Genomic DNA, 20,891 nt, shown 5'->3' with positions numbered 1-20,891 from the left:
GTCCTCGGAGGACCCGGGGGCGGCCGCTTCTCCCGTACGCTATGAAGGCAGAAGTTGGTCGAAGACCGCGCCGCGGTCGAAAGCCATCGCATGCGCCCGCGCGCGTTTCTCCAGGTCCTTGCGCTCCTCGCCGCTCATGTCCAGGACCACCCGGTCGATCGCGTCGGCCAGGGCGCCGATGTCGCCCGCCTCGACGATGACCGCGGCGTCGCCCACCGCCTCGCCGGTGCCGCCGGTCAGCGTGGTGATGATCGGCCCTCCCCCGGCCAGCGCCTTCTCGGCGAGCGCGATGCCGAAGGTCTCCACGAAGTCCGGCTCCGGCTTGGTGGGCAGGGCGTACGCCGCACAGCCCGCCATGAGCAGCGGCTTCTCGTCGTCGTCCACATCGCTGAGGAAGACGATCCGGTCGTCCTCCTTGGCCATCGCCCGCACGTGTTCAAGGGCCGGGCCGGTGCCGGCGACCACCAGCTTCACGTCGTCCCGGCAGCGCATCTGCCCGTACGCGATGACCAGGTCGTAGATCCCCTTGGCCCGGGCCACCCGCGAGAGGAACAGGATGTACTTGTCGCGTTCCAGGCCACGCTTGGCCAGGGCGGCGTCCACCGCGGCGGGGTCGAGATCGAGGAACGCCGACGAGTCGATCGGCGGGTAACTGACGGTGACCCGGCGCCGGCACTCCTCGGCGAAACTGGTGCCGCAGTTCGCGTCCACCTCGAGAGCCGAGGCGATGATCTCGTCGCGGGTGTACTCGGAGACCGCGACCACCTCGTCACTGGCGAGGAACGTCGTGAGCAGCACGGTCGCGGCGCCGAAGCGGCCCTCGCGCAGGCAGGAGCGGATCACGTTGGTGACGTCCGAGCCGACCGCCTTGGCGATCGTGCGCACCTGCGGTGCGAATCCGGCGGCGCGGGCCGCGGTGACCGCGTCGTTGATCACCTGGGTGTGCGGCACCAGGTACATGGAGAGGCAGACGGTGGGCACCGGCTCGGCGAGCAGCTCGACCAGGCGGCCGGTGAGCCCGGCCAGGTGACGGCCGTCCGGGACCCGGTAGTCGCCGACCGCCTCGGGCCGCTCCACGGTGATGCCGGGGCTGTACGGGAGCAGCCGGTCGAGGGGTTTGAGCGGCAGGCCGGCGGCCTGCAGGGCGGGAATCGGCCAGGTGAGCAACCGGACATCGTCGAAGCCCCGGGTCAGCGCCACCTCGGCGAGGTTGCGGGCCTCACCGGAATGACCGCAGATGACCGGGTCGGCGCGTACCGCGATGACGAGACGGCGGGTCGGTCGGCTCATCGGACTTCCTTCGGGTGGGGGTGTGAGAGGGAAGGCGGCCGGGAGGTGTGACCCCAGGTGGAGGGTTCGGGACCGAGCCGCAGATGCAGCCGCCCGCCGTTATGGACGTCGGCCGCGTTGAGGTGTGTGGTGTTCAGCGGCCTGCCGTTGAGGGTGGCGGACTGAACGTACTGGGGGGCCGGCGTACGGTCGACGCCGTCGACGCCGATCGGGGTCTCCCGGTGGCCGCTGGTCTCGATGATGAACTCACCGCCCTCGACCTGCAGCGACGCGTTGGCGAAGGCCGGCGCATTGACCAGGAACAGGTTCTGCCCGGCGACCGGGAACAGGCCGAGCGACGCCCACACGTACCAGGCGCTGAGCCCGCCGGAGTCGTCGTTGCCCGGGAGCCCGCCCGGCCCCGTGCCGAACTGCCAGGTCAGTGCGGCGTGCACGACCTCGGCCGTACGGTCGGGACGTCCCGCGTAGTGGTATGCCCAGGGTGCCTCCATGTCGGGTTCGTTGTTCAGGCCTTCGAAACGGTTGAGGGCGTACCCGGCGGCCATCTCCTCGGGCTGCGGGCACCGGCCGGGCTGCTTCACCGGTTCGGCGCCGTAGCCGAAGAACCGGTCGAGCCGGCCGAGGAACGCGTCGTCGCCTCCGGCCAGGTCGATCCGGGAGGCCATGTCGTGCAGCAGCCGGAACGAGTAGTTCCACTTGCCGCCCTCGTAGAACTCCGAGTCTCGCAGCAGTCCGGTGGCCGGGTCGAACGCGTTCACCCAGTCGCGGCTGCGGCGTTCCAGATCGGCGGCGAGGCGGTGGTCGTTGAGGGCGCGGGCCAGCTGGGCGGTGCAGTGGTGCGCGTACGCGAGATCCAGCGTGTGCGTGATCGGATGCACGACGCCGTGCTCCCAGAAGTCCTCGCCGTACAGGCGGCGCAGATCGTCCACCATGTGCACGAGCGCCCAGGTCCAGTCGATGCCCGGCCGGTTCAGCGCGTGCGCGTCGGCGAGTGCGGTGTGCGCGAGCGCGCTGGCCTGGCGGAAGAACCGGTCGGCGCCGCGGGCCATCCGGTAGCCGATCGGGAAGTTGCCCTCCTCCTCGCACACCCGGATCAGCGATTCGAGCAGGTCGCCGAAACGGCCCGGCGCGATCGCCGAGAGCAGCGGCAACTGCGTCTTGTAGATGTCCCACATGGTGCAGATGTCGAAGGCGTACGGGCCGGAGTTGGGCCAGAACGGGCTCTCGTCGTCGGCGATGCACGGCTTGATCAGCGAGTGGTACATCGCGGTCGCCATGACCGTGCGTCGCGCGGGGGTGCCGCCGTCCACCTGGACCCGGCTCAGGTAGTCGCGCCAGCGGGACTGGGTGCGCCCGCGTACGTGCTCGAACGCGGTCCCCTGCCCGACGCCGCACTCGCGTTCCAGGTTCGCCCGGGCCTGGTCGCAGCCGCGCAGCGAGAAGCCGAGCCGGACCTCGATGGTCTCCCCGGCCCGCACCGGGCCCATGAAGATCATGCCGAACGGGCGCAGCGTGGTGTTCCGGATGCTGTCGAAGTCGAGCCGGGTACCGCCGGGGATCAGCCGCCGGTCGTACCAGAGCATCTGCCGCCAGTTCGGGCTGTCCACCTCGAGGTAGACCGAGAGCGGTACGCCCTCCATGACCACCGTGCCCTGCGCCCGGCCGTGCCCCATGCTCTCGGCCTGGGCGCGCAGCGGGACGGTCCGGCCCAGGTCGATGCCGAGGCCGCCGCAGGACAGGTCGATCACGACCCGGGCGCTCTGGTGGTCGGGGAAGGTGAAGCGGTGCACCGCGACCTTCTCCCCCACGGTGATCTCGCAGCGCACCCCGGTGTCCAGGTTGGCCGCGTAGTAGCCGGCCTCGGCCCGCTCGTCCTCGAGCGGCCATGACTGCCCGAGGTCGTCGAGGGGCTGCACCATCGGGGTGACCCGCACATAGTTGTAGTACTTGCGGATCGCGCCCGTGCCGGACTGCTGGAAGTGGGTGAACCCGGAGGCCTGCAGCCGGGGGAACATCTCCTCCGGCACACCCTCGGTGTTCTTGGCGTACCGGCCGTAACCGGTCGGATAGGCACCCGAGTACGCACAGGCGGAGACCATGCCGAGGGGCGAGGTGGCGCCCGGGTGGGTGTTGCCCACCTGAGGCTTCGGCCACCACCAGGTGGCGGCGAGACCGTGAGCTCTGGGGAGATCGGTTGCCGCGGTGCCGATGAAGGGATCAACGTTTTCGAGGATGGCCGGACTCTAACCGGCCAGGACCGTCCCGGTGGTTTCGTTCAGGTGAACTCCCCCGGAGGAGATGATCATCTTGCCGTCGCGCAGCATCCGGTCGAACTCCGCGCCGGGCAGCGGCTTGCTGAAGAAGTAGCCCTGCACGGCCGGGCAGCCGGCCGCCTGCAGCGCTGACCAGTCGGCGAACTCCTCGACGCCCTCGGCGATCGTGGACATGCCCAGTGAGCGGGCCAGCCACAGCACCGCCGAGATGATCGAGGACTTGCGCGGGTCGTCGGCGAGACCGGCCACGAACGAGCGGTCCAGCTTCACGATGTCGGCGGGCAGCGACTTGAGCCAGGTCAGCGAGCTGTATCCGGTGCCGAAGTCGTCGAGGGCGATCCGTACGCCGAGTTGCTTGAGCGCGGCGAGCCGCTCGCTGACGTCGACCGTGGACGACAGCAGCGCGGTCTCGGTGATCTCCAGGACCAGGCGGGACGGGTCGAAGTACGGCAGGGCGGCGAGGATCCCGGCCACCATCGGCACGAACTCCGGCTCGGCGAGCTGGCGGGGGCTGACGTTGACCGAGACGTAGCCGAGCCGGTCCGACCAGTGCAGCAGGTGGTCGACGGCGGAGCGCAGCACGTGCTCGCCGAGCGGGACGATCAGGCCGGTCTCCTCGGCGGCGCCGATGAACTGGCCGGGGCCAAGGATGTCGCCCTCGGGGGAACGCATCCGGACCAGGGCCTCGGCGCCGACGATCTGGCCGGTGACGGTGGAGACCACCGGCTGGAACCAGAGCGGCAGGCTGCGGCGCGGGTCGTCGGCGAGCGCGCGGCGCAGGCGGGCCTCGGCGGCGATCCGCTCCTGCACCGGCACCCGCAGGTCGTCGGTGAAGACCTGCAGGCGGTTGCCGCCGCCGCGCTTGGCGGCGTACATGGCGGTGTCGGCGGCGAGCACGACGTCGTCCGTGGAGGCGTCGCCGAACGCGGTGGTGACACCGAGGCTGACGGAGACGGGCAGCTCACCGTCGCCGAAACGCAGGGGCTCGGCCAGGGCGGCGAGGATGCTGTTGCCGACCCGCAGGCCGGTGCCGGCCGGGCCGGGCAGGGCGACGACGAACTCGTCGCCGCCGAGCCGGGCGATCAGGGCGCCGGCCGGGACGACCTGGGTCAGGCGTACGGCGAGCGCGCGCAACACGTCGTCCCCGGTGGTGTGCCCCGAACCGTCGTTGATCGACTTGAACCGGTCGACGTCCAGGTAGATGACGCTGACCGGCTCCGGGTTCTCCGACAGCAGCAGCGCCAGGTCGTTCTCGAAGGCCTTGCGCGACAGCAGCCCGGTGAGCGAGTCGTGGCGCACCTGGCGGCGCAGTTCGGCCTCGTGGTCACGGGTCGCCGTGACGTCCAGGCAGTGCACGAAGATCAGCTGGAGGCGGCCGCGCCGGTCGTAGAGGCCGGTGCTGTGGATCTGCACCCACATGAGCGAGCCGTCGGCGGCGCGCCGGTACTGGCGGGTCAGCGTGACCGGCTCGGTGTACTCGGTGAGCGTGTGCAGCAGGTCCGCGCCCTCGTTGTCGACCGGGACGATCGGCAGCTGCTGGACCGTGAAGCCGGCCGGCAGCTCGTGCGGCAGCCCCAGCCACTCCCGGTAGGCGGCGTTGGTGCGCAGCAGCAGACCGTCCGGGGCGATCATGGCCATCGGCACCGGCGTCTCGTCGAAGGCGACGCTGAGCTGGGCCTGGCTCTCCTGCAGGTTCTCCTGCGCGCGCTTCTCCTCGGCCTCGGTGAGGCCCCACTGGATCACCTGGAAACCGGCGGCGAACAGCACCGCGGCGCCGTGCAGCAGGGCCCAGACCAGCGGGTGGGCCATGGCCGAGTTGTGGTCGTAGGTGTGGTCGCTGACCAGCGTGCCGAAGACGCCGTGGTGCAGGGTGGTGGCGACCAGGAACGCGCCGAACGGGGCCCAGTCGCGGTAGAGCGCGAGCGCGGCCACCACGATGAAGAAGCTGAAGTGCGACTCGGTGAGGCCGCCGCAGAGCGCGACGAAGCCGCCGCAGGCCACGGTGAACCCGAGGGCCACGCTCACCGAGCGCAGCCGCCGGTTGCGCAGCCGGACCGCGGCCGCCAGGGCCGGCAGCACCAGGCCGTCGGTCAGCAGCAGCGCGTACGCCGCCTCGTCGCCCTGCAACGCCCCGAAGACGGTCAGGATGACCATGACCACGGCGAGAAGCACCGTCAGCAGCCGATGCCGGCCCGCCCAGTCCTCGTCACGCAGCCCGCCGCCGGCCGGTAGCCGGTCGCGGAGCCGTGCCATCCACGTCACCACGTCCAGCAGGATCGGCCCGCGGCCCGATCGGGTCAGGATCTCCCGGGTAGCGGCTCAGGTGCGAAGTGCCGCGCGCAGCCCGGCGAGCAGCCGGTCCACGTCGTCCGCGGTGCTGCCGAGGCCGAAGCTGGCGCGCAGCAGGCCGGGCGTTCCCGCACCGCACGTCCCGGTCTGGGCGGAATCGGTCAGCCGGCGAACCAGGGGGTGGGCGCAGAACTGGCCGGCCCGCACTCCCACGCCGTGATCACGGCCGAGGACGCCGGCGATCTCCGCCGGGTCGCGCCCGTCCAGAGCGATCGAGACGATGCCGACGCGCGGGTGGCCGGGTCCGAAAACGCTCACCTCGGTCGCGCCCGGAACCGTGGCCAGGCCGTCGCGGAGCCGGGCGAGCAGGGTCTCCTCGTGTGCGAGCAGGGCGTCGCGGTCGGCGGTGGCGAGCGCCTCGCAGACGGCGGCGAGGGCGACGGCGCCGAGCAGGTTGGGGGTGCCGCCCTCGTGACGGGCCGGTCCGGTGGCCCAGGTGATCTCGCCGGGGCGGTCACCGACGACGGCACTGGCGCCGCCTCCGGCCAGGTGGGGCGGTGCGGCGTCCAGCCAGTCGGCGCGACCGGCGAGGACACCGGCACCGAACGGGGCGTACAGCTTGTGACCGGAAAAGGCCAGGTAGTCGGCGCCCAGCTCGGTGAGGGAGACCGGGTGGTGCGGCGCCAGCTGAGCGGCATCGACAATCATGCGTACGCCGTAAGCGTGCGCGACGTCGGCCAGCTCGCGGATCGGCCAGACCTCGCCGGTGACGTTGCTCGCGCCGGTGATCGTGACGACCGCCTGCCGCGTCGTTTTCAGCGCCTGGTGGAGTGCCGCGATCGCCTCCTGCGGCGACGACGGGGTCGGCAGACGCAGCTGGTTCGGCCAGGGCAGCAGGTTGGCGTGGTGCTCGCCGTCGAACAGGATCGTGGTGGTGCCCGGCGGCAGGGAGCGGGCGAGCAGGTTGAGCGCGTCGGTGGTGTTGCGGGTGAAGACGATCTCGTGTTCCTCACCGGCACCCACGAACTCGGCCACCACGTCGCGAGCGAGCTCGTAGGCGAGGGTGGAGGCGTTTGCTCGTACCCCTGTGCCCCGATGAACGGAGCCGTAGCGCGGCAGCAAGTCTTGGACCGCGTCCGCCGCGGCACGCACGCACGGCGCCGACGCCGCGTAGTCGAGGTGGGCGAAACGGACGACCTCACCGTGCGAGAGGGTGACCTTCAGATCGTCGCCGACGATGTCGAGATTCATGGCGTCTCCGGTGCTCGCGCTTGCCGCGTCGGTCGACACGGCCCGGTCCTCACCCGGGGCACCCCATCGCGAGACGGAAGGGTTGCCGGCCAGCAAGCCGGGGCTGTGTGCTGGCACTCATGACCTGAGCCAGGACAGTAGCAGAGCCGTATTTCCCATGCAACAAGTAGGGTTTATCGTCGAGATCATGACTTCTCGGTTCCAGGAAGAGTGGGAGGAGTGGCACGCCGGCCACGAGCAGCGGCGCGCTTCCCCGCACGGGTTCCTCTCGATCACCGGACTGCATTGGCTGGATGCCTCGCCGCGGCGTTTCGACGGGGCGCCCGGGTTGTGGAGCAGTGTCGACGACCGGGTGACGGTTGCGCTCGGTTCCGGTGAGCAGCTCGTTGCCGACGGGGTGGTGGTCACCGGCACCCATCAGTTCCCGCCGATTCCTGAGCGTGGTGACATCACCGTGGACGCCGGCTCTCGCACGAAGATCGAGATCGCGCGGCGGGGCGGGTATGACGTTGTTCGGCCGCGGGATCCGTCCAGTCCGGTGCTTGCGGCCTACCCTGGGACGCCCGCATATGCCGCCACCGAAAAGTGGGTTGTTTCCGGATATTTCGTAGCTTTTGATGTTCCGGTGCCTACGCCGGTGGGGTCGGTGGCGGAGGGGATCGAGCACGTCTACGAGTCGCCGGGGCGGGTGGTCTTCGAGGTCGGCGGGCAGGAGCACTCGCTGATCGCGTTCAACGGCGGGGCGCCGGGGTCGCTGTTCGTGCTGTTCACGGACGAGACGTCGGGGCTGACGACGTACGCGGCGAACCGCAGCCTGTTCATCGCACCCCCGGCTCCGGACGGAGCCGTGGTGCTGGACTTCAACCGGGCCACGAACCTGCCGTGCGCGTACACGGAGTTCGCGACGTGCCCGCTGCCGCCGGCCGGGAATCGGCTGCCGGTCGCGGTCGAGGCGGGAGAGAAGAAACCGCTGTAGCTTCGGTCCGATGGAGGAACTTGTCGATGCGGCGGTGGAGCTGATCGGGATTCGTTCCACCGCGGATCGCCCGGACGATCTGCAGCGGGCCCTGGATCTCGTGGTCGGGCTGGTGGGGCCGGGGTTCCCGGTGCGCCGGTTCTCGTCGGGCGGCAAGCCCAGCGTGCTGATCGGCCCTCCGTCGCCGCGGGTCGTCCTCAACGCGCACCTGGACGTGGTGCCGGGTGAGGCGTCGCAGTTCGCCGCCCGGCGCGAGGGTGACCTGCTCTACGGCCGGGGTGCCCACGACATGAAATGCGCCGCCCTGGTCATGGCCGCGGTGTTCCGCTCCCTCGCGCCGAAGCTGCCCTACCCTCTCGCGCTGCAGCTGGTCACCGACGAGGAGGTGGGCGGCTTCGACGGGACCGGGCACCAGGTCGCTCAGGGCGTCACCGCGGACTTCGTCGTCATCGGCGAGCAGAGCAACCTGCGGGTCGTGGCGGAGTCCAAGGGGATCATGCAGGTCCGGCTGACCGCGACGGGGCGCACGGCGCATGCGGCATATCCGTGGCTGGGCTCGAACGCGCTGCTCACGATCCTGGAAGCGGTCCGGCGTCTGATGGAGCGGTTCCCGGTGCCGTCCGAGGAGGTGTGGTCGACAACGGTCAACGTGGCGAAGATCGAGACGGGGAACACCGCCTTCAACGTGGTGCCGTCGTCGGCGACCGCCTGGCTCGACATCCGGTTCGTCCCCTCCGACGCCGACCTGTTCGATCGGCTCGGTGAGATCGCGGGGCCGGGCGTGTCGGTCCACCTCGACGCGATGGGGGCGCCGCACCACGCCGACCCGTCGTGCCGGGAGGTGCGACTTCTGCAGGAGGCCGCCGAGTCGGTGGGCTTCGACGGGTCACTGCTGCGCAAGCACGGCTCGGCGGACGGCCGGTTCTACTCCGCGCGTGGCGTCAACGCGGTGATCTTCGGGCCGGGCGGGGACGGGCAGCACGGACCCAAGGAGTACGTCGACCTGCGAACCTTGCGGCCCTATCACGACGCGCTGACCGGGTTCCTCAGGTCGCTCACCGCGGGGTGAGCAGCGCCCTCGCCGTTGGCCGGCCCCGGGTCTCGCCTGGCGCCGCTCTCCCACAGCTGGTCTCGCTCGGCGCCGCTCTGCCACAGCGGGTCTCGCTCGGCGCCGCTCTCGCACAGCTGGTCTCGCTTGGCGCCGTTACTCCCACAACTGGCGGTACAGATCCCGGGTCTCGGCTTCGCTGAGGGTGGAGAAGTCGACGGAGTCGCCGCTGAGAGGGGTCTCCACGTGCGGCGCCTCCAGGACGCGGTCCGCGACTCGGATGGCGATCTGGTTGCCGACGGCCTGGGCGGACCACGCGGCGAAGGGTTCGCGGTCCGCGGGCTGGAGCCGGACTGTCACGGCGAGTTCGCCGTCCATGTCCTCGTAGAGGTCGACGAGGTTGGCCCGGGTCACCACGAAGCCCTCGTCGAGGAAGTAGCACCAGTCGCCGCCGTTGCCGGGGCCGGGCACGCCGCCGTCACCGGGTTTGCACGCAGATTCGCCGATTCGCTTGATCACCTGCACCGAGATCGGGGTGCTCAGGTCCCGGGGCGTCGCGGACGGCACGGCCGGGAGGGGCGGCAGCGAATCCGCCCGGTCGCGGGTGACCGAGAAGCCCACCAGTCCGATCACGACAAGCACCAGGACCATGGCCACGGCGATCCCGGCCTTTCCGAGGCGGTTCCATGCGGCCATGTCGTCGTCCTGTCCGGGGTCAGGCGGGGTCGAGTCTATCGATCATGGCATCCAGGCGCACGCTCCTCTGTCCGCCGTCCCGTGACACTTCATCGCCCGCCTCCAGCGCCCGGCATCCCATCGGCCCCCGCGCGCACGGGCGCCGCAACACCGGGTGCCGCAACACCGGGCGCGCTCACCGCCGCAACATCGGGCGCGCTCGCCGCCGCAACACCGGGCGCCGCAACATCGGGCGGGCTCGCCGCCAGCCCGTCGGGCGTGCTCGCCGCGGCGAACTCGGGGCGGATCGAGGAGGGGCGGGAGCCGTCGATGTCGGTGAAGTCGTATTCGGAGGCCAGCTCGGCGGCGACCAGGCAGCGGCCGGTGTGGCGGCGCACGTGGGGGTCGGCGGCGAGGGCGGCGACGGCTCGGCCGGCGAACTGTGGGGACTCCGAGTTGGACAGGTCGAAGAAGTCAGCCGCTCGCATGACGCCCTCGGTGCGGACGAGGCCGGGATAGAGCGCCACGGCGGTGATGTCGCGTTGGGCCAGCTGGGCGGCGGTCACCGCGACCATGCGGTCGTCGGCTGCCTTGGCGACGCTGTAGGCGACCTGGTCGGCGCCGTTGAGGTAGCTGCCGGGGAAGAACGAGACGGTCACGACCAGGGCGCCGGGGCGGAGGATCGGGACGGCTAGGGCGGTGGTTGCGTAGTGAGCGCGTACCCCCGAAGTGAACATGTCGTCCCACACGCGCAACGGCTGCTCCCAGAACGAGCCCTCCATGTCCGCGTGGCGATCTTCATGGTAGGCGGCATAGCCGCCCCAGACGTTGTTGACCAGCAGGTCCAGGCCGCCCTGCTCGGTCCGCACCCGTTCGATTAGCGCCGCGGTCTGGTCGTCGTCGGTGTGGTCGCAGGGCACCGCCACGCCGACGCCGCCGGCCGCGGTCACCGCCTGAGCGGTCTGCTCGACGGTGCCACCGACGGCCGGGAAGGTGACGTGATCGCCGGTGGAGCGGCCGGTCACATAGACGACGTGGCCGGCGGCACCGAGTGCCAGCGCGATGCCCTTGCCGACGCCTCGGCTCGCACCGGTCACCACTGCCACACGTCGCTCGGTCATGGCTCGGAGAGTGCCAGAGGGGTATGACAGTTTCCGAACCGTCCATTGTGGCGGGCTCGACGAGCGGCCAGGATGGGTGGACGGGCGGCTGGTGATGCCGCTGATGTCGAGGGAGGCCGGACATGCGTACCGTCAAGAGGCTCGTCATCGTCGTAGCCGCCGCCGTGGCCACGTTGCTCGCCTGGCAGGCGGCTGCTACCGCGGCGTCGATGGTTGAATACGCACTGCTCTGATCCTGTTCAGGGTGGCCCGGGTGAATCGGTTGAGATCGGGGAGCGCCGACGGAGCGAACCAGCCCAGTTCGCTGATCTCCTCCTGATCGGGAGCCGGCGTCCCGCCGGCGAGTCTCGCCTGATAGACGGCGGTGACGTAGGCGACCTGGTCACCGTTGGGGTAGGTCACCTCGAAGTCGGCGCCGCCGAGAACGTCCAGCAGGCGCAGCTGATCGATCTGGCCTCCGGTCTCCTCCCGGATCTCCCGCACGGCCGCGTCGGCCGGGGACTCGCCGATCTCCACCGCGCCGCCGGGGATCGCCCACCCGTCCTCGGAGCCGGCGTGACGCACGAGCATGAGGCGCGCGTCGTCGTCGGTGACGATGACCGACACGGACGGCAGCAGGATCAGTTCGTGGCCGATTCGGGCCCGGAGGCCGGCCAGGTGCGAGGACATACCCACCAGGGCACAGTAACGACGTCGGTGTCCTGCCTCGGTGAAGACACGCTCAAAGGCCGCCGCACGGGCAGCGGCTCCGGCGTCGTATCCACGCCCGGACGACGGGCACAGTTTCGCCGGAGTGAGCGGGCATCATGTAGCCGATTCACCGGGGCTGCGCGGGTCGGATAATTCTCGCTTCTGCCCATGTCCGGGCAAGCACAAGTTGAACTTCGGCGCCGACCGAAAGAAATTCCATGATCGTTCTTTCGGCAGTCGAACGATCCACGTTCAGTTGAATTATCTGCGGCAGATTGTTCAGGACGTCCGTGGCTGCGGCCGCGTCCAGCCTGCCCGCCTTCGCCACCAACTGCAGGCTGGTGATTTTCTTCCGGTCGGCTTGATGCAGCACTACGTCGTACAGCCGTCCGTCATCCGCGAGGTGCCTTTCGTCAGCGTCGAGAGATGACGGCAGTTCGTGCGCCTCGAGACTGAGGCCATGTAGTAGGTCCACCATTTTGTCAGCGGTGTCGCCGTCCAGCCCGCGAGCCAATGTGGTCGGTAGCCGCTTGGTGATCTGGAAAGCCTCCATGCCGCCCAGGCCCGTAACATCCCGAACCACACCGACGGCCGTCTTTCTATCGTTTTGTGCGATTGACGTCAGAACGACGTCGAAGAGGCCGGCTCGGGGCGCAGGGTTACTCAACCTGGGCACCGGAGGCGGCGCCTCGCTGATCAGCTCGATGTCATGTTCATCAACGGCCGCCGGAAAGTCCCGGGCATCTGTGGGGCTCCCGCGCTGCGGCCCAGGCCGTGCCGGCTGCGGAGATTCGGGTCGGTTCGCGCCTTGCGAGGCGATGCCGTTCCACACGCTTGCCGCGATGGCACCGAGCAGGAGGACGACGAAGGCGCCGGCGAGTGACCAGGTGAATTCTTCGGTGATCTCATTCGTGACCACTCCGATGGCCGCAGACACCAGGACGGAAATGATGCCATATATCCATATGAACCGTCGGTTCAAGGCTCCCCCTGTCCTTCGACTGTGGCCTAAGAACATAAAACCGTGCCTGGCAGCGCCCCGCACGCAAAGACCATCCCGCGCCGACCGATCCGGACGAATGTCGAGTCGACGAACCCACAGGGTTCAACCGGAGCGCTGTCGGATTCTTGTCCTCGAAAGACACTCACGTGGGTGTTCCGATCATGAGCTGGTGCCCCCATGCTTACCCCCGCAACGCTCCGTAATCAAAAACCGGAGCGGCGGGCGCTGGTTGAACACTCTGAGTCAGCAGCGACGCCCGCGACCGTCAATTCTCGTCGCGAAGGGTGCAACAGCGATGTCAAGCAGGAACGGGCGGCGGATCTGGGCCGGGCGTGGCGCCTTCGGTCTGATCGTCGCCGGGTTGGCGGCCTATCTCGCCGCGGTCGGGATCGAGGAGGCGGACAAGCGGGCGAGCAGCATCGCGGCCGTTCTCGCGCTGGCGGCACTGGGGGCGCCCTATCTGTTTGCGCGGCCCGCAGGTGCGGCGGAGAGGCGGGTGGAAGGCTCTGGTGACGCCACTGCGACCCGGGGCGGCGAGGCCGGCAGCAGCATCCGGATCGCCGGGGACAGCGCGGGGGTGCACATTGCGCGGTCCGGCAACGCCAGGGCTGAGGGGCGTGGCTCGATCGCCAGCAGCAGCGTCCGATTCGAGGCGCAACGGTGACGAACGCATCCGGGCCGTCTGTCTCTCACTCCGGCAACGCCGAGGCCGCCACAGGCGGCGTCGCCAACAGCAGCGCCATCGAGGTCAATGTCGAGAACAACAAGCGCGAGGGGGCGTGGCGATTTCTTGCGTACGCCGCCGGAGCGGCCCTTCTGGTCCTGACCTGGCAGGTCTGGCGGCAGCCGCAGGCCGCCTCCACCGCGGAATCCGTCGCGCCCCTGAATCCGGTGCCGGGCGCGGCCGCGAGCACACACGCCGGCGTCCCGGCCGCTACTCCCCCGGCCGTCGCCCCGGCACCGAGAGCCAAGGCCGCCAAGGCTTCCAAGGGTTCCACGGCTTCCACGGCGGAGAAGTCCGTCTCGTCGCCCTCGCCCACTCCGAGGCCCGTGGTGCGGGAGTGCGCTGACATCCGGTTCGCCCTCAGCGCCGGCATGGGCGTCGACCTGGCAGCCTGCGAAGCGGGTAGTGGAGGCACCTTCACCGACGTGATGTTCACCGACGAGGGGCTCACCGTCGGCGACGGCATCTCCACACGGAAGGCGGGCGACGGCGGCTCGTCGAAATACACGTCCTACGAGACCTGCCGCGGCCCGTTCCGCTCCACGACCCACGCGCAGGCCACCGTCCCGATCACGACGGCCGCCTGCCTCCTGTCGGACCGGAGTGTCGCGTACATCGATGTTGTGGAAAGGGATTCGACGCGGTTGGTCGTCAATCTGCTCGCCTGGAAGGACCGGGGCTGACCACGTGACGCTGGTGTGGCTGACGGGCAACTCCGGGACCGGCAAGTCGACGGTGTGCGCGATGTTGCGGGCTTCCGGGCACGTCGCGGTGGACGCTGACGAGGACGGCTTCTGCCACTGGATCGACCGAGTCGGTGGCGAGGCCGTGGCGAATCCCCCGGATCCGGTTCCGGAAGGGTGGCTGCATCGGTACGGGTGGGTCATCGACCGGGAGCGCGTGGAGGCTCTCGCCGAGGAGTCGCGTCCGGGGATCGCGTTCCTGTGCGGGTCGGCGGAGAACGAGGCGGAGATCCGCGATCTCCTCGATGTGACAGTGGGCCTGGTGATCGACGACGACACGCTCCGGCACCGGCTCGCGACCCGTACGACGAATACTTTCGGGCAGCATCCTGAGGAGCTGGCGGCGGCCCTGGACTGGAATCCCCGGATGGCCGCGATCCTCGAAGGCTGCGGAGCCGTGATCATCGACGCGTCCGAGCCGGTGGACACGGTGGTGAACAGAGTGATGGACGCGGTGCAGCGGCTGACGTCCGGGTGCTGAGCACAGGCCGCGGTGGCCGCCCGGAGACGGGCGGCGACCGCGGCGGGACGGATCAGTTCCTGGGCCAGGTCCAGCGGGTGCCGGAGGGTGCCCAGGCGGTGCCGGCCGGCGCCGGTTCGGTGGTGAGTGTGGTGGTCGACGTGAGATCGGTGGGCGGCGTCACGCCGGTGCAGCCGCCGGAGTCGGGGCGGCCGGTCAGGAAGTACGCCTCGAGGTGCTCGGTGCACTCCGGCACCCGCGCGACCGAGCCGTGGATGTCGTCCTCGACCGTGAACGCGGTGCCGCCGACCTTCGCCTGCGCCTGAGCGATCCACGCGAACGGCGTCGGGCTCTCCCACCGGTGGCCGGACAGTTGCAGTGAGCCGTTCGACTTGCGCAGCTGGAACGGTTCCCTCGTGGGGATCGGCCAGCCGGCGCACATCTGGGTGAAGGGTGCCAGGCTCGCGGTGATCGGGAACTCGCGCTGCCGGCTCCCGTACGTTTTCCAGAAGGTGGGGAAGTCGTGCGGGCTGGTGTCGTCGTTGCACAGGATCGCCCGGCCGGCGACGTCGTTGAAGCGCTCGGGAAGGTCCGCGGGCGGTTCGGTGGGCTCCTGCGGCCCGTCGCCGCCGATGAGGATCGGGCGGAGCGCGTCCGGCACGGGTTCGCCGGTCTTCGCCGTCGTCAGTGCCGCCAGCCCGGGCGTGGACTCCGCCCACAGCGGGCTGGGCGCGACGGCCAGGAAGGCGGCCAGGTTCCCGTCGATCGGCTGGTCGAGGTCGCTGAACACGATCGGCGCCGCGTCCAGCTTCGCCTTCAGCTGCTTGACCAGGGCGACCACCTCTTTGACGGTGTCGCCGAGATGGTACGCGGCGTCCCGCTGCGCGGCCCAGGCCGCCCAGCGCGGAATCTTGCCCTCATCGGCGGCGGTCACGTCGTGGAAGCGCGAGTCGAGCCGGTTCGCGGTCGGGCCGACCACGCTGTCCAGCCACATCCGGCCCACCGACTGCGGGTAGAGGCTGCGGTAGACCTGGCCGAGGATCGTGCCCCATGAGACACCGAAGTAGCTGAGTTTCCGCTCTCCGAGCGCCTTGCGCACCTGCTCCAGGTCGCGGGCGACGTTGGCGGTCGTGAGCTGCCCCAGGAAGGCCGGGTCGCTCTGCCAGCAGGTCTGATTCTGCAGAACCTGGAAGTCGTAGATCTTCTTGGCGGTCTGCTCGGTGAGCGGCCCGGCCGGAATCTCGGGCGGCCGGACGTCGTCACCCGGACGCGGGCACGATGCCCGGGTGCTGTAGCCGACACCGCGCGGGTCGAACCCGATCAGGTCGTAGGTCTCGGCGAGCGCCTCGAACTGCGGGCTGCTCATCACCAGGTCGTGCGGCATCAGATAACCGCTGCCGCCCGGCCCACCCGGGTTGACCGCCACGCTGCCCCGCTTGTGCTGCTGGTCGGCGGCCCTGATCCGGCTGATCGCGACCGTGATCTTCGTCCCGTTGGGGCGATGGTAATCGAGCGGCACCCGCACGGTGCCGCAGTCGGTCCGGGCGAGCAACGCCCGGATCCTGGGTAGCTCTTCCGGAGAGACGCCCATCGCTTCGAGGGTCTCGTCCGAGTAGGCCACGCAGTCGCTCCACGTCACCGTTACCGGCGCCGCGCTCGCTCCGGCCGCAGCGGGCAGAGGAAGAGCGATGAGCCCTGCCCCGGCCGCCATGACGAGCGCCCCGATCCCGGCGGCAATTCCTGTGCGTCGTGTCATGCGAGATTGATACCGATGAGCGCGTCAACTCGGGGTAACCAAGCCGTCCAGGTTTCTCTCAGCCTCCGCCTGGAGTGGTCAGAGGTTCAGTCCCAGGAGCTGTTTGCCTGTGGCGGTCAGCCGGTGCACGGCGCCGTTGCGTCCCCGGTGCGTGGAGATCAGCCGCGCGGCGCGGAGGATGCCCAGGTGCTCTGACGCCGTCGCCGAACTGATCCCGAGCTCCCGGGCCAGCTCCTGGGTACCCGGCCCGGACTCGTCCGACAGTGCCGCCAGCAGCCGCGCCCTCGTCCCGCCGAGGAGGCGGCCCAGCGACCGCTCCGGGCCGGGGTCGATCCGCACCGGCAGCCGGGTCGGGTACACCACGGTCAGCGGGGACGACGGGTCGGCCACGAAGCGGACCTCGTCGTACACCCACGGGGACGGGATGAGCACGATGCCGAGGCCGGACGAGCGGACCGTCTGCTCGAACGGGCGGTCGATCTCGAGGACCATGCCGTTGAGGCGGACCGTGCGGTGCAGGTGGCCGATCGCCGACCGCAGGCCCTCGCGGGCGGCGTGCAGGGCGCGCAGGGCCACGTCGGCGTCGCGGATCAGGTTGAGGCAGGACTCGTACGGTGCGATGGCTGCCTCGTACATCGCCCGCAGTCCCGTCGTCACCTGCCGCAACGTCTCCGGATCGCCGTCCGGGAGCCGGCGGAGCGCGCCCGGAAGGGCGCCGTGCGAGGCGACGAAGTGGCGGGACTCGTCGAGGAGCTGCTCACGCGGGGTGGCCAGCACCGCCTCCAGGCCGTCCTCGAGGTGGTGGCCGAGCGGCGCGCCGAAGCCGAACGTGACACCGGCCGGTGGCGTCAGCATCAGCGCGACAGCCGCCGACTGGGGCAGGCGCGGCAGCACCTCCCGGCGCCACTGCGCCAGCAGGACCGACGGGCGCTGCCGCAGGGCCCGGCTCGCCCCGCTCGCGTCGTCCAGCGGGCCGGGGCGCGACTCGAAGCGCACGGCCAGCAGATCCGCGGGTTCCAGCGCATAGCGCAGCATGAATCCACAGTAGCTATTCGGCCCACGCCGAATGTGCTCCCGCCACCGCCCCCGGTGCCCTAGCGTCGATCAGGCGGGGGGCGGCCGGGGCTGCCGGATACGGGGGCGGCAGCCCCACCGGCACCTTCCGCATCATCGCGGCGGCCGGACAGGTGATCCGGCCCCGCGGGGAGTAAGGGGTGCGGCCCGGTTGCCGATGGGTACCAGGTGAGGACCACGGTGGAGCACGAGCAGCGGCGGCTTGCCGTGCTGCACGCGTACCAGGTTCTCGACACCCCGCCGCAGGCGGAACTGCAGGCGGTGGTCCGGATCGCGGCCGCCGTCGCCGGGGTGCGCACGGCCTCGCTCAACCTGATCGACGCGAACCGCCAGTGCCAGCTCACCACGGTCGGCTTCCCCGGCCGGGACTGCGACCGGTCCGACGCGATGTGCGCGGTCCGCCTCGACGAGGGCCGGTTCGTCCACCTGCCCGACGCCCGCCTCGATCCGGACTACCGGGCCAACCCGTGGGTCACCGGCGTGCTCGGTCACGTCGTCTTCTACGCCTCCGCCCCGCTGATCACGCCCGGTGGGTACGTGCTCGGCACCCTCTGCGTCTACGACTCGGTGCCGCGGGAGCTGAGCGCCGAGCAGATGAGCCGCCTCGAGGACCTGGCCCGGATCGTGATCGCGTTCTTCGAGCGCCGCCGCCATGCCCGGCTCACCGCCGAACTGGCCGCCGAGGTCCGGGCCCGCAAGGAATGGACCGAGACGGTCCTGGAGACCCTCGACGTCGCCGTGATCGCCGTGGACGCCTCCGGCCACCTCACCATGTACAACCGGGCCGCCCGGGAACGCCACGACCCGGGAATCGATCAGGCCGCGCCCGCCGAGAACGTGTCCGCCCGCTACCGGCTGTACGAGCGCGACGGCCTTACCCCCGTCCCGGAGGACGACGTCCCGCTCAACCTGGTCCTGCGCGGCGGTGAGCCGGTGATCGGCCGCGAGGTGGTGGTCCGGCCACCCGGCCGCGAGCCGGTACGCCTGCGCGCCAACGCCCGCGCCCTGCACAGCCCCGACGGCGCCGTTCTCGGCGCGGTCGTGGCCCTGCACGACGTCACCAGCGACTACACCCGGCGGCGGCTCATCGAGGAGGCCAGGGAGCGACTGGCCGCCGCGAACACCGAGTTGCTGCGCTCGAACACCGACCTCACCAACTTCGCCGGCGCGGTCAGCCACGACCTGGTCGCCCCGCTCGCGGCGGTGAGCGGCTATCTGGAGTTCATCGTCGAGGACCTGGACGGCGACGGCCCGGTGCAGTGGGTCGACGCGGCCGGTCGCGCGGTCACCAGGATGCGGGACCTGATCGACGCGCTGCTCGGCTACGCCCGCGCCGGCAGTGCACCGGTGGTGCGCATGCGCGTACCCCTGAAGTCTTTGATCGACCACGTCGTGCTGGACCTGCGCACGGAGATCGAGACCGCGGGTGCGCGCGTCAGCGTGCCCTCCGCCCTGCCGGAGCTGTGGTGTGACCCGGTGCTGGTCCGCCAGCTGCTGCAGAGTCTGATCGCGAACTCGGTGAAGTTCCGGTGCGCGACCCGGCCGTGCCTGATCACCGTGACCGCCGACGGCGACACCGTGCGGATCGCGGACAACGGCGTCGGTGTGCCCGCCGCCGAGCGGGACCGGGTGTTCGAGATGTTCACCCAGCGTGACCCGCGCCTGGGGAAGGGGCCGGGTATCGGCCTGTCCAGCTGCGTGCGCATCGTCGAGCGGCACGGCGGCGCGATCCGGATGGAGGAGAACGCGGACGGGGGCGTGACTGTCGTCTTCACGCTGCCCCGCCCGGGCGGGTCAGATGACGGGTGACGCTGCCGATAGGTCAGGGGTGGATCTCGTCGAGTCGGTGAGGGAGCACGAACGGCTGCGGCTTGCCGCCCTGCACGAGTACCGCCTGCTCGACTCGCCCGCCGGCGACGAGCTGGAGGCTGTGGTCCGGGTGGCCGCGGCCGTCGCCGGCGTGCCCACCGCCACGCTGAACCTGATCGACGAGAACCGGCAGTGCCAGCTCACCACCGTGGGTTTCGAGGGCGGCGACTCGGCCCGCTCCGACTCGATGTGCGCGATCCGCTTCGAGACCGGCGAGTTCACCTGGGTGCCGGACGCCAGCCTCGACCCGGTCTACCGCGACAACCCGTGGGTCACCGGGTTGCTCGCCGACGTGCGGTTCTACGCCTCGGCGCCGCTGATCACCCCGGACGGGCACGCGCTGGGCTCGCTCTGCGTCTTCCACAGCCTGCCGGGCACCCTCGACGAGGACCAGATCGCCCGGCTCAAGGACCTGGCCGAGATCATCCTGGCGCTGTTCGAGCGGCGGCGGCAGGCCCGGCTCAACCGGGAGATCGCCGCGGTGTCCGAGGCACGCCAGCAGTGGACCGACACCCTTCTCGAGACGATCGACGTCGGCGTGGTGGCGGCCGACGAGGACGGGCGGCTCACCCTGTTCAACCGGGCCGCCCGGGACTGGCACGGCCTGAACGCGGACCCGACGGTCGACCCGCGGGACTTCTCGAGCCACTACTCCCTGTTCGAGACCGACGGCCGGACCCCGCTGGCCACCGACCGGATCCCGCTGTTGCGCGCCCTGCACGAGGGCTCGGTCAGCGACGTCGAGATCATCATCAAGCGGCCCGGCGGCGAGCAGGTGCACGTCAGCTGCAGCGGCCGTGCGCTGATCGGCCCGGACGGCCGCTGCATGGGCGCGGTGGTGGCGATGACCGACGTCACCGTCGACCGGGCCCAGCAGCGGGCCATCGAGCGGGCCCGGCGTGAGCTGGCCGCCGCCAACGAGGATCTGCGGCGCTCCAACGCGGACCTGGCGAACTTCGCCGGCGCGGTGAGCCACGACCTGGTCGCGCCGCTCGGCGCGGTCGGCGGCTACCTGGAGCTGATCGAGGACGTGGCCACCGACGAGACCCGCCGGTGGGTGGACGCCGCGAACCGCGCGGTGACCCGGATGCGGGACCTGATCCGGTCGCTGCTCGGGTACGCACAGGCCGGCAGCGCCCCGGTACGCCTGGTCCCGGCCGACCTCAACGACATCGCCGAGCAGGTCCTGGCCGACCTGCACGCGGCGATCGAGAACGCGAAGGCCGAGGTGGCGGTGCCGGCACCGCTGCCGGCGGTCTCCTGTGACCCGGTGCTGACCCGGCAGCTGCTGCAGAACCTGATCGCGAACGCGGTCAAGTACCGGCACCCGGACCGGCCGTGCCGGATCACCGTGACCGCGGTGCCCGAGGGGACGTGCTGGGCCGTGACGGTCGCCGACAACGGCGTGGGCATCCCGGCCGAGCAGCGGCAGCGGGTCTTCGACATGTTCACCCGGCTCGACGACGCGCCGGCCGCCGGGCACGGCATCGGCCTGTCCAGCTGCCTGCGCATCGTCGACCGGCACGGCGGGACGATCCGCATCGAGGACAACCCGGGCGGCGGCACCGCGGTGGTTTTCACTTTGCCCGACGGCTGCCATTGACGGTTGTCAGTCGGTGCCCATAACTTACGATGGGAGTTCGAAAGTT

Annotated in this window: 17 protein-coding genes and 1 riboswitch; of the genes, 7 read left to right on the top strand and 10 right to left on the bottom strand. The window is 70.6% G+C overall.

Going from position 1 to position 20,891, the window contains the following annotated elements; all coding sequences use genetic code 11:
* Positions 1–39: 39 nt before the first annotated feature.
* The 4 genes from AB0M02_RS25225 to AB0M02_RS25210 form a co-directional block, all read right to left on the bottom strand.
* Positions 40–1,290, bottom strand: a complete 1,251-nt coding sequence (locus AB0M02_RS25225; protein ID WP_364230673.1) for a glycosyltransferase — start codon at positions 1,288–1,290, stop codon at positions 40–42.
* A complete protein-coding gene (locus tag AB0M02_RS25220) occupies positions 1,287–3,500 on the bottom strand; it encodes a glycoside hydrolase domain-containing protein (RefSeq protein WP_364231079.1) in 2,214 nt (737 codons plus the stop codon). Before AB0M02_RS25220 ends, AB0M02_RS25225 begins: the two co-directional genes overlap by 4 nt.
* 33 nt (positions 3,501–3,533) lie before the next feature.
* Positions 3,534–5,816, bottom strand: coding sequence for an EAL domain-containing protein (locus AB0M02_RS25215; protein ID WP_364230672.1), 2,283 nt, complete (start codon positions 5,814–5,816; stop codon positions 3,534–3,536).
* A gap of 66 nt (positions 5,817–5,882) precedes the next feature.
* A complete protein-coding gene (locus tag AB0M02_RS25210) occupies positions 5,883–7,103 on the bottom strand; it encodes an aminotransferase class V-fold PLP-dependent enzyme (protein ID WP_364230671.1) in 1,221 nt (406 codons plus the stop codon).
* Positions 7,104–7,114: 11 nt separating this feature from the next.
* Positions 7,115–7,228: riboswitch (SAM riboswitch) on the bottom strand.
* 62 nt (positions 7,229–7,290) lie between these two features.
* On the opposite strand from AB0M02_RS25210, the gene AB0M02_RS25205 reads away from it, so the two are divergent.
* Positions 7,291–8,079 carry a DUF1684 domain-containing protein gene (locus AB0M02_RS25205; protein WP_364230670.1) on the top strand — a complete coding sequence of 263 codons (789 nt, stop codon included), beginning with the start codon at positions 7,291–7,293 and terminating at the stop codon, positions 8,077–8,079.
* 10 nt (positions 8,080–8,089) lie between these two features.
* Positions 8,090–9,148, top strand: a complete 1,059-nt coding sequence (locus AB0M02_RS25200; protein WP_364230669.1) for a M20/M25/M40 family metallo-hydrolase — start codon at positions 8,090–8,092, stop codon at positions 9,146–9,148.
* A gap of 135 nt (positions 9,149–9,283) precedes the next feature.
* Here the strand turns inward: AB0M02_RS25200 and AB0M02_RS25195 are convergent, their stop codons facing one another.
* The 4 genes from AB0M02_RS25195 to AB0M02_RS25180 form a co-directional block, all read right to left on the bottom strand.
* Positions 9,284–9,823 (bottom strand): hypothetical protein, encoded by a 540-nt coding sequence (locus AB0M02_RS25195; protein WP_364230667.1) that lies wholly within the window; start codon positions 9,821–9,823, stop codon positions 9,284–9,286.
* 89 nt (positions 9,824–9,912) lie between these two features.
* The gene (locus AB0M02_RS25190; protein WP_364230666.1) at positions 9,913–10,923 is read right to left on the bottom strand and encodes an SDR family NAD(P)-dependent oxidoreductase; all 1,011 of its coding nucleotides are present in this window, start codon (positions 10,921–10,923) and stop codon (positions 9,913–9,915) included.
* A 195-nt stretch (positions 10,924–11,118) separates the two neighbouring features.
* Positions 11,119–11,592, bottom strand: coding sequence for an NUDIX domain-containing protein (locus tag AB0M02_RS25185; RefSeq protein WP_364231077.1), 474 nt, complete (start codon positions 11,590–11,592; stop codon positions 11,119–11,121).
* A gap of 148 nt (positions 11,593–11,740) precedes the next feature.
* On the bottom strand, positions 11,741–12,550 hold the full coding sequence (locus AB0M02_RS25180) for a ribosomal protein L7/L12 (protein WP_364230663.1): 810 nt from the start codon (positions 12,548–12,550) through the stop codon (positions 11,741–11,743).
* Positions 12,551–12,911: 361 nt separating this feature from the next.
* On the opposite strand from AB0M02_RS25180, the gene AB0M02_RS25175 reads away from it, so the two are divergent.
* From AB0M02_RS25175 to AB0M02_RS25165, 3 genes are read left to right on the top strand one after another with little or no spacing between them, the layout of a single operon-like run.
* On the top strand, positions 12,912–13,280 hold the full coding sequence (locus tag AB0M02_RS25175; protein ID WP_364230660.1) for a hypothetical protein: 369 nt from the start codon (positions 12,912–12,914) through the stop codon (positions 13,278–13,280).
* Entirely contained in the window at positions 13,277–14,023 is a 747-nt protein-coding gene (locus AB0M02_RS25170) for a hypothetical protein (RefSeq protein ID WP_364230659.1), read from the top strand. Before AB0M02_RS25175 ends, AB0M02_RS25170 begins: the two co-directional genes overlap by 4 nt.
* 4 nt (positions 14,024–14,027) lie before the next feature.
* On the top strand, positions 14,028–14,564 hold the full coding sequence (locus AB0M02_RS25165) for a hypothetical protein (protein WP_364230658.1): 537 nt from the start codon (positions 14,028–14,030) through the stop codon (positions 14,562–14,564).
* Positions 14,565–14,616: 52 nt separating this feature from the next.
* On the opposite strand, the gene AB0M02_RS25160 is transcribed toward AB0M02_RS25165, so the two are convergent.
* Positions 14,617–16,299 carry an alpha/beta fold hydrolase gene (locus tag AB0M02_RS25160; RefSeq protein ID WP_364230657.1) on the bottom strand — a complete coding sequence of 561 codons (1,683 nt, stop codon included), beginning with the start codon at positions 16,297–16,299 and terminating at the stop codon, positions 14,617–14,619.
* Positions 16,300–16,377: 78 nt separating this feature from the next.
* The gene (locus AB0M02_RS25155; RefSeq protein ID WP_364230655.1) at positions 16,378–17,334 is read right to left on the bottom strand and encodes a winged helix-turn-helix domain-containing protein; all 957 of its coding nucleotides are present in this window, start codon (positions 17,332–17,334) and stop codon (positions 16,378–16,380) included.
* Positions 17,335–17,541: 207 nt separating this feature from the next.
* On the opposite strand from AB0M02_RS25155, the gene AB0M02_RS25150 reads away from it, so the two are divergent.
* Positions 17,542–19,182 (top strand): ATP-binding protein, encoded by a 1,641-nt coding sequence (locus AB0M02_RS25150; RefSeq protein ID WP_364230652.1) that lies wholly within the window; start codon positions 17,542–17,544, stop codon positions 19,180–19,182.
* Positions 19,183–19,219: 37 nt separating this feature from the next.
* Complete coding sequence (locus AB0M02_RS25145) at positions 19,220–20,845, top strand: ATP-binding protein (protein ID WP_364230649.1); 1,626 nt, start codon at positions 19,220–19,222, stop codon at positions 20,843–20,845.
* Positions 20,846–20,891: the final 46 nt, after the last annotated feature.

This window comes from Actinoplanes sp. NPDC051861 (genome assembly GCF_040681145.1).
Classification (GTDB): Bacteria; Actinomycetota; Actinomycetes; order Mycobacteriales; family Micromonosporaceae; genus Actinoplanes.
This window is presented reverse-complemented; position numbering and strand designations above follow the sequence as displayed.

Excerpts from the sequence above, each read along its gene's own strand:
- AB0M02_RS25200 (WP_364230669.1), top strand. The coding sequence starts at position 8,090 with ATGGAGGAACTTGTCGATGCGGCGGTGGAGCTGATCGGGATTCGTTCC.
- AB0M02_RS25195 (WP_364230667.1), bottom strand. The coding sequence starts at position 9,823 with ATGGCCGCATGGAACCGCCTCGGAAAGGCCGGGATCGCCGTGGCCATG.
- AB0M02_RS25190 (WP_364230666.1), bottom strand. The coding sequence starts at position 10,923 with ATGACCGAGCGACGTGTGGCAGTGGTGACCGGTGCGAGCCGAGGCGTC.
- AB0M02_RS25215 (WP_364230672.1), bottom strand. The coding sequence starts at position 5,816 with ATGGCACGGCTCCGCGACCGGCTACCGGCCGGCGGCGGGCTGCGTGAC.
- AB0M02_RS25155 (WP_364230655.1), bottom strand. The coding sequence starts at position 17,334 with ATGCTGCGCTATGCGCTGGAACCCGCGGATCTGCTGGCCGTGCGCTTC.
- AB0M02_RS25185 (WP_364231077.1), bottom strand. The coding sequence starts at position 11,592 with ATGTCCTCGCACCTGGCCGGCCTCCGGGCCCGAATCGGCCACGAACTG.
- AB0M02_RS25210 (WP_364230671.1), bottom strand. The coding sequence starts at position 7,103 with ATGAATCTCGACATCGTCGGCGACGATCTGAAGGTCACCCTCTCGCAC.
- AB0M02_RS25225 (WP_364230673.1), bottom strand. The coding sequence starts at position 1,290 with ATGAGCCGACCGACCCGCCGTCTCGTCATCGCGGTACGCGCCGACCCG.
- AB0M02_RS25175 (WP_364230660.1), top strand. The coding sequence starts at position 12,912 with ATGTCAAGCAGGAACGGGCGGCGGATCTGGGCCGGGCGTGGCGCCTTC.
- AB0M02_RS25160 (WP_364230657.1), bottom strand. The coding sequence starts at position 16,299 with ATGACACGACGCACAGGAATTGCCGCCGGGATCGGGGCGCTCGTCATG.
- AB0M02_RS25205 (WP_364230670.1), top strand. The coding sequence starts at position 7,291 with ATGACTTCTCGGTTCCAGGAAGAGTGGGAGGAGTGGCACGCCGGCCAC.